Raw genomic sequence first — 13,354 nt, 5'->3', positions numbered from 1 at the left:
TTGTTTTTTACTTTGATAAATTTAGAAACTTCAATATTCTAAGGTTGAAATAGATTTAAAATTATTGATATATGAGGAATTTTAAAAATAGAGTGCTGCATTTTGGGTATATTTTATTCATAATGGCTTCTCTTTTCAATTGTAAAAATACCGATCGAAATATCACACAAAATAATACTCCCAATTTTTTGATAATTATTGCAGATGATGCTGGTTGGAACGATGTTGGGTATAATGGTTCAGTTATTAAAACACCACATATCGATTGGTTAGCTAGCCATGGGGTTCAACTGCAACGGTTTTATACAAATCCCACGTGTTCTCCTTCTAGAGTGTCATTATTAACAGGTATGCCTTCAAGTAGAATAGGGGTTGTCTCTCCTATTAGTGGGAAAAGTAAAAAAACACTTCCAGATTCTATTATAACCTTACCTCAGGTTTTAAAGAAAAGTAATTATCAGAATGCATTATTTGGCAAATGGCATCTAGGTTTAAATGCCTTAAATGGTCCAAATACATTTGGGTTTGACTATTCATATGGGTTTTTACATGGCCAAATAGATCAGTATACACATCATTATAAAAATGGTGATTTAAGTTGGCATAGAAATGGCAAATTTTTAGAAGAAAATGGACATACAACAGATTTATTGACCAATGATTTTATTCGATGGATTACAGAAGAAAGGGATACAACCAAAGGTTTTTATGTACAATTGGCTTATAGTGCTCCACATTTCCCTCTTCAGGAAGAGGAAAAATGGAAATTGCCTTATTTAGAAACGATAGAGAATAACTCACGAAGAGATTTTGCAGCAGCAATGTCTCACATGGATTTTAGTATTGGTTTAGTTTTAGAAACTTTACAAAAACAAAATCTCGATGAAAACACAGTGATTATTTTCATTAGCGATAATGGTGCAATGGAAAACTGGTACCCTACAACACAATATAATGGTGTGCATGGCCCTAATCCTGTTTTAGGAAGTAATTTTCCATTTAGAGATTGGAAAGGTTCAAATTACGAAGGAGCTATTAGAATTCCTGCTGTAGTGTACTGGAAAAATAAATTAAAACATCAAAAAAACTATAATTATATATCTGTTTCAGATATAATGCCTTCTTTACTTGGGCTGATACATGCAGATATTCCTAAACAAGTAGAAGGTGAGAATGTTTGGGAGTCTATAAAGAACATGAATAGAGAAACCACTCATGATATCTATATAAGAGGACATATCCAAGAAAGTTTAATTCATAAACCTTGGAAAATTATCAGAAATAGATATAAAGATAACTCTTTGCCAACCTACCAGTTATACAATATAGAAGTTGATCCTGAAGAAAAACACAATATAATTAATAGAGATTCAAGTTTAACTTTAAAACTTAAGAATCTTTTAATTAATCAGTTTTTAAAAGATGATAAAACCGTGAATGTTGGTTTAAAATAATTAAAAGGCCTAGTTAGAACAAAAATATATAAAATGAAAAATCTAATAAATAACCTCGTAATTCTTACCGTCATCTTATTAGTAGGATGTAAAAGGAATTCAGAAGATCTGTCTAATAGAGTTTTAACTTTTAATACGATTGATGTTAAAGCTCCATTCGTGATGCCTGGCATAAAAATTCCGGACTTTAGGAAAACAAAACAATATAATATTACCGATTTTGGAGCAATACCAGAGGATAAAAATAAAAATTATAACGCCATACATGAGGCCATAGATTTAGCAAATAAAAATGAAGGAGGAACTGTTATTATTCCTAAGGGAGAATGGTTAACAAAAAAAATACAGCTTAAAAGTAATGTGAATTTACATTTGGAAAAGGGGGCAACCTTACTTTTTTCAGAAGATCCTCAAGATTATTTGCCTGTTGTACATACAACATGGGAAGGAATGGAGTGCTATAATTATTCACCATTAATTTATGCATACAATTGCGAGAATATCGCAATTACAGGTGATGGTGAAATTAAAGCTAAATTAGATGTTTGGGAAAAATGGTATGCAAGACCAGAAGGTCATATGCAAAACCTTAAAATACTTTACAATTTAGCTGCAAATAATAGCCCAGTTATTAAACGACAAATGGTAAATGGTACAGCTCATTTTCGTCCACAATTTATTCAATTCAATAGAAGTAAGCATATTTTAATTGAAGGTATTACAATTACAAATAGCCCATTTTGGACGATTCATCCCTATCTATCTCAAGATGTTGTTATTAGAAACGTTAATGTATATGCCCATGGTCATAATAACGACGGTGTAGATCCCGAAATGAGTCAGAATGTATTAATTGAAAATTGTGTTTTCGATCAAGGAGATGATGCTATTGCTGTAAAATCTGGTAGAAATCAAGATGCTTGGCGTTTACATACACCTTCAAAAAATATTGTTATGCGTAATTGTGTAGTTAAGAATGGACATCAATTATTGGCAATTGGTAGTGAACTTTCAGGGGGGATAGAAAACGTATTTGTCGATAATTGTGAAGTTGTAGAGGATGCAAATATGTATCATTTAGTATTTATTAAAACGAATGAAAGACGTGGAGGATATGTTAAAAATATATTTGTTAGTAATATAAAGTCTGGAGCTATGAAAAATGGAGTATTAGGAATAGAAACAGATGTTTTATACCAATGGCGAGATTTAGTACCAACTATAGAGCGTAAACTTACGCCTATTAAAAATGTTTTTCTAGAGAATATTAGAGCTGGTCACGTAAAATATGTGTCTCGAATTTTAGGGCAGGAAGAATTACCTGTAGAAAATATTCATTTAAAAAATGTTGTTGTCGACTTAGCAGAGGAAGAACATAGTCATCATGAACATGTTATTGGATTTATTGAAATAACCAAAGAATAATTGGTAAGGATTATAAAATTTTAAACTTAAACATAATTAAAAGTAAACAGTATGAAAACTATTTTAAAATGTATTATTTGTATTATCGGATGTATTTCGATTTCAAATGCGCAAGATAGCAAAGATGTATTTCCTGATGGAACAGCAATTCCAGATTGGTTTAGAGACACATCTAAAATTCAACTAAAAAATTTAGGCAAGCAATATAAAATTACGGATTATGGTGTTGTAAACGACAGTACAATAGTCCAAACCGTTAAAATTCAAAATGTTATTGATCAGGCAGCAAAAAATGGAGGAGGTGTAATTGTTATTCCTAAAGGAGTGTTTTTAAGTGGAGCATTATTTTTTAAACCTAAAACACATTTATATGTGGATAAAGCCGGAGTTTTAAAAGGATCTGATGATATCTCAAATTACCCAATTATGCCGTCGAGAATGGAAGGTCAAAATTTAGATTATTTTCCAGCATTAGTAAACGCTTATGGAGTTGATGGTTTTACTATTTCAGGTCACGGAACTATTAACGGAAATGGGCTAAATTATTGGAAAGCATTTTGGGAACGACGAAAAGTTAATCCAAAGTGTACAAATCTAGAAGTCTCAAGACCTAGATTGGTTTTTATTTGGAAATCGAATAATGTTCAACTTCAAGATGTAAAATTAATCAATGCAGGGTTCTGGACTAGTCATTATTACCAATGCAACAATATTAAATTGTTAGATCTGTACATTTATTCGCCATATCAGCCCGTAAAAGCACCAAGTACAGATGCTATTGATATTGATGTCTGTTCAAATGTGTTAATAAAAGGATGTTATATGTCTGTAAATGATGATGCCATAGCGTTAAAAGGAGGGAAAGGCCCTTGGGCAGACACACAAGAAGGGAATGGTGAAAACACTAATATTATTATAGAAGATTGTGAATTTGGATATTGCCATTCTGCATTAACAAATGGAAGCGAATCTATTCATAATCGAAATGTTATTTTTCGTAATTGTAAAGTCGATGGGCCTTCGCGTTTACTTTGGCTTAAAATGCGACCAGATACCCCACAACATTATGAATATATTACCTTAGATAATATAAAAGGGAAGGTAAAGCGCGGGTTAGTTGTATATCAATGGAGCCAGTTTTTTGATTTAAAAGGAAGAAAAGATCCACCACTTTCGACAGGATCAAACATTACATTAAAAAACTTGAATTTAAATTGCGATCGTTTTTTTGCAGTAGACGAGTATGATAACATTAAGCTTAATGATTTCACCTTCGAAGATTCTAAGATCATATCTAAAGATGCTTCTATTAATAAGAATTTAGTGGATGGTATTTCATTTAAGAATGTTTATGTGAACGATAAATTGATTAAATAAAAGTTAGATACCTTAAATTAATTTCCTGTATGTATTCACCTTTATTCTAAGATGATTTTATCGACTCAATAGCAGGGAGTTAATAAAGAATACTTAAGAATAAAAAATATTTATTCCTCAAAAATTAGAATATGACAGGAGTAACAAGGCATCTGTTTTTAATATGTAGTATGTGTGTGGTTACCTTTCAATTACTAGCACAAAATCGAACGGTGCAGGTGTTAGAAGAGGGATGGGCTTTTAAAAAAGGAAAGTCTTCAGATGCCTTTAAAGTACAGTTTGACGATTCAAAATGGGAACAAGTAACTGTGCCACACGATTGGGCTATTTACGGACCTTTTGATAAAGACATTGATAAGCAAAATATTGCTATTTCTCAGAATAATGAAAAAGAGGCAACAGAGAAGACCGGTAGAACAGGTTCTTTACCATTTATAGGTACAGCTTGGTATAGAAATACATTTGAAGTTCCTAGTTTCGAGACAGGGAAGACCGTTATTTTACTTTTTGAAGGCGTAATGAGTGAGCCTGAGATCTATTTAAACGGTGAAAAAATTGGAGAGTGGAAATATGGTTATAGCTATTTTTATTTTGATATTTCTAATGCTTTAAAAAAAGGAAAAAACACATTAGCAGTAAAAGCATCAAATCCTGAGTTTTCTTCACGTTGGTATCCAGGAGCAGGGATTTATAGAAATGTATCTCTAATAGTAAAAAATAAGGAAAGTATCGACCAATGGGGTACCTTTATTACCACTCCTTTGGTTAGTGATAAGTTGGCTCGTGTTAATGTCAAGACACAGGTTTCAGGAGAAAAAATAACCTTAAAAACGACTATTTATGATGCCGATAAAAAATGGGTAACGACTAATAGTTCTACTACACAATTTGGAAAATCATTTGATCAAAATTTAAAAGTAGAACACCCTAAATTATGGAGCCCAGAAACTCCATATTTATATACAGTTGTGTCTCAGGTTTATGTTGACGATGAATTAAAAGATGAATTAACAACGCGTTTTGGAATTCGAGATATTAAGTATACAGCCGAAAACGGGTTTCAATTAAATGGAAAAACTACCAAATTTAAAGGGGTGTGTTTACATCACGATTTAGGCCAGTTAGGTACGGCCATTAATAAAGCAGCGCTACGTAGGCAGTTAACAATTCTTAAAGATATGGGAGCAAATGCGATTCGAAGTTCTCACAATATGCCATCTTTAGAGCAATTGGAATTATGTGATGAAATGGGGTTTTTGTTTTTAGCTGAAAGTTTTGATGAGTGGAAAAAACCAAAAATGAAAAATGGATACCATCGGTTTTTCGATGACTATGCAGAAAAAGATATTGTGAACTTAGTGCATGCCACACGAAACCATCCTAGTATTGTCATGTGGAGTTCGGGCAACGAAGTACCAGATCAATGGGGGGCAGAAGGCCTAAAGCGTGCTAAAAAATTGCAAGATATTTTTCATCGTGAAGATCCCACACGACCTGTAACTGTAGGTATGGATCAAGTAAAGGCCGTTATGGAATCGGGTTTTGCGTCACTTTTGGATGTGCTGGGTTTAAATTACCGCGTGCATTTATACGAAGAAGCTTATGAGAAATTTCCACAAGGCATGATTTTAGGTTCGGAAACCGCCTCGACAGTAAGTTCTCGTGGAATATATAAATTTCCCGTAGTTCAAGGAAAAGGAAAGCAATATCCAGATTTGCAGAGTTCATCTTACGATTTAGAAGCCTGTAGCTGGTCTAATGTGCCCGATGAAGATTTTGTTTTACAGGATGACAAAGATTGGGTGATAGGCGAATTTGTATGGACAGGTTTCGATTATTTAGGAGAACCTACGCCCTACGATAATTATTGGCCTTCAAGGAGTTCGTATTTTGGTATTTCAGATTTAGCTGGCTTACCAAAAGATAGATATTATTTATATAGATGCCGTTGGAATAAAAAAGAAGAAACCTTACATGTTTTACCGCATTGGAATTGGGAGGGACGAGAAGGTGAAATAACACCTGTTTTTGTATACACCAATTACGATAGTGCAGAACTATTTATTAATGGGAAAAGTAAGGGAATTCAAAAAAAGAATAAAGACACCCCACAAACTAGATATCGTTTAATGTGGATGGATGTTAAGTACGAACCTGGAACGGTAAAAGTTGTTGCTTTTAATAAAGGAGGAAAACCTGTGGCCGAAAGGGAAATTAAAACCGCAGGAAAAGCTGATCAACTCGTGCTGAGTCCCGATCGAAAAATTATTAAAGCAGATGGAAAAGATTTGTCTTATGTAGAGGTTTCTGTTGTCGATAAAGCTGGAATTCCTTGTCCAATAGCGACCAATCAATTAAAATTTAAGGTAACTGGAAAAGGGAGATACAGGGCTGCTTGCAATGGCGATGCTACATCTTTAGAACAATTTCATTTACCAATTATGAAATTATTTAGTGGTAAATTGGTGGTGCTAGTACAGTCTACAAAAGAAGCAGGAAAAATGGAATTGACTGTTTCCGGAAAAGGTTTAAAAACAGCAAAAGTAATTTTAAGTTCAAAAGATTAAAATAAATGATTATCAATAGTATTAAAAACAAAATTTTATTATTAGTAACTGTTTTGCTGCCCATTTCAGGCATGGCAAATTCAGATACCCTTCAAAACAGTAAGGACGTTGTATTTGAAATTTATAGTTCGAAAAGCGAAGCCATTATTTTGTATGACAAAAACGCATCGGCTCTAGATTCTGTAACGGCCAATCTTCTAGCAGATGATATTTATAAAGTAACCAATTATAAACCCAAAGTAATTACAGATATTAAACAAGCCAAAGGACATGTAATTGTTATTGGTCGTGTGGATTCAGATTTGGTCAATCAATTTATAGATGATAAGAATATTAAGGAAGGATTTAAAAATCAGTGGGAAAGTTATTTGTACAAAACCATCACAAATCCAACTAAAACCATCGACAAAGCTTTTGTTATTGCAGGAACAAACCCTAGAGGGACAGCTTATGGCGTGTTTAATATTTCAAAAATAATTGGAGTGAATCCTTGGTATTGGTGGGCAGATGTGCCCGTTAAAAAAAGTAAGGAACTGATAATAAATCAACCAGAATATTATAGTAAAGCGCCATCGGTAAAATATAGAGGTATCTTTTTAAATGATGAAGATTGGGGGTTACAACCTTGGGCTGAAAAAAGCTTTGAACCTGAAACAGGAGATATTGGTCCAAAAACCTATGCTAAAATTTTTGAATTACTATTGCGTTTAAATGCGAATTCCATTTGGCCAGCCATGCACCCAAGTACCAAGGCATTTTTTCATTATCCTGGAAATCCTAAAATGGCAGCGTTGTACAATATTGTTTTAGGAAGCTCTCATGCAGAACCCATGTTACGGAACAATGTAGATGAATGGGATAAAAAATCTTTTGGGAGTTTTAATTATAAAACTAACAAAACCAATGTCTATGAGTATTGGAAAGACAGAGTAAAAGCAGCCAGAGATATTGATGCTATTTATACCATTGGAATGCGTGGTGTGCACGATAGTGGAATGGAAGGTGTAAAAAACATAGAAGAGGCTATTGCTGTTTTAAATGAGGTGATTGTAGACCAGAGAGGATTGATAAAAAAGTACATTAATCCAGAGGCGGCAAATGTGCCGCAAGCTTTTACAGTGTACAAAGAGGTTTTGGATTTATATAAAAATGGGTTAGAAGTTCCTGAAGATATTACCTTGGTGTGGACAGACGATAATTACGGATATATAAGAGCATTAAGCAATGCAGATGAGCAAAAACGTGCTGGTGGCGGAGGCGTGTATTACCATGCGTCTTATTGGGGAAGACCTCATGATTATTTGTGGTTAAGTGCTATCAATCCGTATTTAATTCAAGAAGAAATGATGAAAGCTTACAACTTAAACAACAAAGAAATTTGGATTTTAAATGTAGGAGACATCAAACCAGCAGAATATAATACACAGTTGTTTTTAGACATGGCTTATGATGCAGAACAATTTCAAAAATCAGAATATGTGTCCACACATCAACAACAATTTTTTAGTGATATTTATGGAAATGAGTTGGGAAGTGAGATTGCTGAAATAAAAAACACCTATTATCAATTGGCTTTTGAACGCAAACCAGAGTTTATGGGATGGAGTCAAACAGAAAAAACAACGCCTATTTACAATACGGCATATAATACTTTGGCTAATGGTGATGAAATTGAACAACGTATCCATGCTTATCAAACAATTGAAAAGCAAGTACAAAAAATAGAAAATCAATTGCCAAAAGAATTTAAAAGTAGTTTTATTCAATTGGTTAGTTATCCTGTAGAAGGAGCTGCCAATATGAATAAAAAGTTTCTGTACAGAGACAAAGCGATGACGTATGCCCAAGAAGGTCGAAAAAGTGCAGCGCATTATAAAGATTTATCAGCAAAGGCCTATGATAAAATGGTGTCTTTAACAAAAAAGTACAATGGATTGAATAACGGAAAATGGCAAGGTATAATGGATATGAAACCAAGACGATTGCCTGTTTTTGACAACCCTGAAATAAATCTTGCAGAAAATAGTGATAAAGACGTCATAGGAATCACTTTAGAAGATACGTTGAAGACAAGAGAAGGGATTGATAAATTGCCAACTTTTTATGTGAATGAGACGTTATCACACTTTATAGATATCTATTTAAAATCTGCAAATAAAGCGCATTGGAAGTTTGATGCATTACCAAATTGGATTACAGCAACCAAAACATCAGGACGGTTAAATGAAAAGAATTTAGAGCGTAGAATACAGTTGTCAATCAACTGGAATCTTTGGAAAAAAGCAGGAAAACCAAATTCAGTAACATTAAAGATAAAAGCAGAAGGTTTTGAAAAAAACCTTCAAATTAATATTTCTGATAGTTATGTAAATGTTCCTAAAAACAGCATTGTAGAAAAAAACGGAAAGGCAATTGTGTATGCGAATAATTTTATGAACAATGAAAAAAAAGAAGGTTTAACATGGAAAGAATTAAAAGGATTAGGACATTCTAAAAGCAGCATGCAAGCATCACCCTTAAGTGCTAAATCTGTTTTGGACCAACCAAAAGCTCCCGTTTTATCTTATGAATTTTTTACTGAAACCATAACGGAAAAAGCCATGATAGATATTGTTGCCATGCCAACCCATCCTTTAAATACAGATGGGAAAATAAGAATTGCTGTACAATGGAATGACGAACCTATAAAAATAATAGATTTTAAAACTAAAGGAAGAAGTGATGAATGGAAACAAAATGTGCTGCGTAACAAAGCCATCAAACACATTCAAGCTCCAATAAAAAACAAAGGAAAACAAACCTTAAAGGTATATCCGGTAGATGCTGGTGTGTTGTTAGATTATTTTGTTTTAAACACAGGTGAAACTTCGGAAGTTTACCCAATAGTGTCAGAAACAATTAATCATTAATTTTTTGTAAAATTCTTAATGAACAACTTTAAAACGTTTTTGAAATTAAAAAATACTAAAGTATTATTCATTCTATTATTGAGTGTTACCTCATGTACAAAACAGATAACAGATACTTATGTTGGAGAAGGCTGGAGTGCCAATTCTATAAATACGGTTAAATTTAGAAAAAATGCTTTAACAACATCTGGGAATTATCAATTCGTAGCATATTATGATGCGGATAGTCATTTGGTGTTGGGCAAACGTAAATTACAATCAAAAAAATGGGAGATTTTAAAATCAGCTTATAAAGGACATACTAAAGATGCACATAATAGCATTAGTATAGCTATAGACGGTAACGGGTTTGTTCACGTTAGTTGGAATCATCATGATACTAAATTGAGGTATGTAAAAAGCGTAAAACCTTATGGGTTAGAACTGGGATCAGAAATGCAAATGACGGGCTTGCTAGAAGATAAAGTAACTTATCCAGAATTTTATAATTTACCCAATGGCAATTTATTATTTTGCTACCGTTCAGGTCAATCAGGTCGAGGAAATTTAGTTTTGAATTCTTATGATGTTAATAAAGACACCTGGAAGCAGTTGCAACACAACCTTATAGACGGAGAAAACAAACGGAGTGCTTATTGGCAAACTTGCATAGACACAAAGGGCGTTATTCATATTTCTTGGGTTTGGAGAGAAACTTGGGATGTATCCACTAATCACGATATATGCTACGCACGATCCAAAGATGGTGGTGTAACTTGGGAGAAATCTACTGGAGAGCGTTATAACTTACCAATCACACTAGCTTCAGCAGAACAGGCCTGGAAAATCCCCCAAAACAGTAATCTTATCAATCAAACGGCTATGAGTACGGATGCTCATGGTAATCCGTTTATAGCGTCCTATTGGAATGAGAATGATATTACTCAATATCAAATCGTGTATTTAAAGGATAATGCATGGCAAAAAATAAATACAGGATTTAGAACAACAACCTTTACTTTAGGTGGCGGCGGGACTAAAAAAATTCCAATTTCCAGACCCGATATTTTTATTAATGACTTCAATAAACAAACATACATTAATCTGCTTTTTAGAGATGAAGAAAGACAGAATAAAGTGTCTTTAGCATACGCGAGTTTAAACAATAGGACAGAGTGGAATGTGAAAGATTTAAGTGAAACTTCAGTAGGGGAATGGGAGCCGAATTATGATATTAATTTGTGGAATAGTAAAAAAGAATTGGATGTTTTTGTTCAAAATGTGATCCAAATAGATGGAGAAGGAGTTGCTGAAACAAAGGCTTCTAAGGTGCGAGTTCTAAAAGTAAAGAATCTTAATAAATTGTATAAATAAAAAAATAATTAACCACATCATGAGAAAAAACGTCATTGTTTTATTAGTTACACTTCAACTATTTAGTTCGTGTGCTTCAAAAACAACTTTAATTGAAAATAGAGTGGAGACTGTTTTAAACCATGCCGCAAGTCAATACCAGTATTTAATGACACACTTACCAGATTATGGCTTTCCTAAAACCTATCACGAAAACACTTTAGAAATAAGCACATCAGATTGGTGGTGCAGTGGTTTTTATCCGGGTACGCTTTTATATCTAACAGAAGACTTAAACAAACCTGTTTTAAGGCAAGAATCGAAAAGTCTTTTATTTGATTTAAAAAAAGAACAATATAACACAACCACTCACGATCTTGGTTTTATGATGTATTGTAGTTTTGGGAACGCGCAACGTTTACATCCAAAGCCTGAATATGAAAACATTTTAATGAATAGTGCCAAATCTTTGGCAACTCGGTATAACGATACGGTAAAAGCGATTCGCTCATGGGATAATGCCTCTTGGAATAAAGGAAAAGAAGGGGATCTCGTAGTTATTATCGATAATATGATGAATTTAGAATTACTGTTTTGGGCAACGCAACATAGCGGTGATAGCACCTATTATAATATAGCTGTTAATCATGCCGATAAAACCATACAAAATCAATTTAGAAAAGATTTTAGTTCGTATCACGAAGTTATTTACGATGAAAAAACAGGCGACGTGAAGGCAAAAATAACCAATCAAGGCGCGGCAGATGATTCGGCTTGGGCTCGTGGTCAGGCGTGGGGATTATATGGTTATGTTGTAGCATTCAGAGAAACCAAAAATCAGAGCTATTTAAATCAAGCGAAAGGTATTGCTAATTTCATTTTAAACCATCCAAATATGCCAAAGGATATGGTGCCTTATTGGGATTTTGATGCGACCGATATTCCGAATGCTTTAAGAGATTCTTCGGCAGCAGCCATTATAGCTTCTGCATTGTTAGAGCTTAAAAATTATGTAGAAAATCCGTTAACCGAAACATATAATATGGCTGCAAAAACCATGTTAACCACATTGAGTTCAGATGATTATTTAGCAAAAGTAGGAACCAATGGCGGATTTATATTGAAACATGGTGTCGGAAATATGCCAAATAATACCGAAATTGATACGCCTCTATCCTATGGCGATTATTATTTTGTGGAAGCCCTTATGCGTTTAAAATCCGATCTAGACAACACTAAATTATAGAATACTTAAAAAAACAATTAGCATGTATAAATTCCTTATAGCCCCTTTTTTCATTGTATTCACTTTATTCAGTTTTGCTCAGACCAAAACCAATGAATGGGAGAATCCAAAAATAGTAGGTCGTAATAAAGAACCTGCTAGAGCTTCTTTTGTCATGTTCGATAATGAAACATCGGCGTTGATAGATTCCCCTGAAAAATCTAAATATTACCAAAGTTTAAACGGCACTTGGAAATTTAATATCGTTAAAAATCCAACGGATCGGCCTCAAAATTTTTATCAAACAAACCTAAATGATACTGATTGGAAAACGATTCAAGTCCCTTCCAATTGGGAGTTACAGGGTTTCGATACGCCTATTTACACCAATATCGTGTATCCATTTCCTAAAAACCCTCCGTTTATAGATGGCGATTATAATCCAGTAGGAAGCTATAGAACCACTTTTGAAGTGGCTGATGCTTGGAGTGATAAGGAAGTGATTCTTCATTTTGGTTCGATCTCTGGTTATGCTAGAATTTTTCTAAACGGCAAAGAAGTTGGGATGACTAAAGCGTCTAAAACAGCAGCCGAGTTTGATGTAACCACATTTTTAAAAGACGGGAAAAACCTCTTAGCGGTACAAGTATTTCGTTGGCACGATGGGAGTTATATAGAAGATCAAGATTTTTGGAGATTAAGTGGTATAGAACGCGATGTGTATTTACAAGCCACGCCAAAAACCACAGTTTGGGATTATGTGGTTGAAGGTAATTTAGATGATAGCTACAAAAACGGGGAATTCAAATTGAGTGCAGATTTAAGGTCTTTTGGTAAAAAAGTGTCAAAGAACCAGACTGTATCACTCAAATTATTAGATGCGAAAGGAAATGAGGTGTATTCTGAAGCTAAAAAAGTTAAAAAATCAGAATCTAAAGTGAGTTTTTCAACAACCATTAAAGATGTTAAAAAATGGAGCGCCGAACAGCCTTATTTATATAGATATGTATTGACCTTAGAAGATAAAAAAGATACACAAGTCCTTTCAAAAAAATAGGTTTTAGA

Annotated in this window: 8 protein-coding genes; all 8 read left to right on the top strand. The window is 33.6% G+C overall.

The window, feature by feature from the left end:
• The first annotated feature begins 71 nt into the window (after window positions 1-71).
• The 8 genes from A9D35_RS05940 to A9D35_RS19645 all read left to right on the top strand — a co-directional run bounded on the left by A9D35_RS05940 (window position 72) and on the right by A9D35_RS19645 (window position 13,346).
• Window positions 72-1,454, top strand: a complete 1,383-nt coding sequence (locus A9D35_RS05940) for a sulfatase-like hydrolase/transferase (RefSeq protein WP_066220318.1) — start codon at window positions 72-74, stop codon at window positions 1,452-1,454.
• A 33-nt stretch (window positions 1,455-1,487) separates the two neighbouring features.
• A complete protein-coding gene (locus A9D35_RS05935; RefSeq protein ID WP_066220315.1) occupies window positions 1,488-2,879 on the top strand; it encodes a glycoside hydrolase family 28 protein in 1,392 nt (463 codons plus the stop codon).
• 51 nt (window positions 2,880-2,930) lie between these two features.
• The gene (locus A9D35_RS05930; RefSeq protein ID WP_066220312.1) at window positions 2,931-4,256 is read left to right on the top strand and encodes a rhamnogalacturonidase; all 1,326 of its coding nucleotides are present in this window, start codon (window positions 2,931-2,933) and stop codon (window positions 4,254-4,256) included.
• Window positions 4,257-4,387: 131 nt separating this feature from the next.
• Window positions 4,388-6,823 (top strand): beta-galactosidase GalB, encoded by a 2,436-nt coding sequence (galB, locus tag A9D35_RS05925; protein ID WP_083191640.1) that lies wholly within the window; start codon window positions 4,388-4,390, stop codon window positions 6,821-6,823.
• 5 nt (window positions 6,824-6,828) lie between these two features.
• Window positions 6,829-9,732, top strand: a complete 2,904-nt coding sequence (locus A9D35_RS05920; RefSeq protein ID WP_066220307.1) for a glycosyl hydrolase 115 family protein — start codon at window positions 6,829-6,831, stop codon at window positions 9,730-9,732.
• Between the two features lie 39 nt (window positions 9,733-9,771).
• On the top strand, window positions 9,772-11,085 hold the full coding sequence (locus A9D35_RS05915) for a BNR repeat-containing protein (protein WP_235817860.1): 1,314 nt from the start codon (window positions 9,772-9,774) through the stop codon (window positions 11,083-11,085).
• Between the two features lie 19 nt (window positions 11,086-11,104).
• The gene (locus A9D35_RS05910) at window positions 11,105-12,310 is read left to right on the top strand and encodes a glycoside hydrolase family 88 protein (protein WP_066220301.1); all 1,206 of its coding nucleotides are present in this window, start codon (window positions 11,105-11,107) and stop codon (window positions 12,308-12,310) included.
• A gap of 22 nt (window positions 12,311-12,332) precedes the next feature.
• A complete protein-coding gene (locus tag A9D35_RS19645; protein ID WP_369692150.1) occupies window positions 12,333-13,346 on the top strand; it encodes a sugar-binding domain-containing protein in 1,014 nt (337 codons plus the stop codon).
• Window positions 13,347-13,354 lie beyond the last annotated feature (8 nt).

Source organism: Formosa haliotis (assembly GCF_001685485.1).
GTDB classification, from domain to species: Bacteria; Bacteroidota; Bacteroidia; order Flavobacteriales; family Flavobacteriaceae; genus Formosa; species Formosa haliotis.
The sequence above is the reverse complement of the archived record's forward strand: the minus strand, read 5'-3'. Positions and strand labels throughout refer to the sequence as shown.

Excerpts from the sequence above, each read along its gene's own strand:
- A9D35_RS05920 (WP_066220307.1), top strand. The coding sequence starts at position 6,829 with ATGATTATCAATAGTATTAAAAACAAAATTTTATTATTAGTAACTGTT.
- A9D35_RS05940 (WP_066220318.1), top strand. The coding sequence starts at position 72 with ATGAGGAATTTTAAAAATAGAGTGCTGCATTTTGGGTATATTTTATTC.
- A9D35_RS05910 (WP_066220301.1), top strand. The coding sequence starts at position 11,105 with ATGAGAAAAAACGTCATTGTTTTATTAGTTACACTTCAACTATTTAGT.
- A9D35_RS05930 (WP_066220312.1), top strand. The coding sequence starts at position 2,931 with ATGAAAACTATTTTAAAATGTATTATTTGTATTATCGGATGTATTTCG.
- galB (WP_083191640.1), top strand. The coding sequence starts at position 4,388 with ATGACAGGAGTAACAAGGCATCTGTTTTTAATATGTAGTATGTGTGTG.
- A9D35_RS19645 (WP_369692150.1), top strand. The coding sequence starts at position 12,333 with ATGTATAAATTCCTTATAGCCCCTTTTTTCATTGTATTCACTTTATTC.
- A9D35_RS05935 (WP_066220315.1), top strand. The coding sequence starts at position 1,488 with ATGAAAAATCTAATAAATAACCTCGTAATTCTTACCGTCATCTTATTA.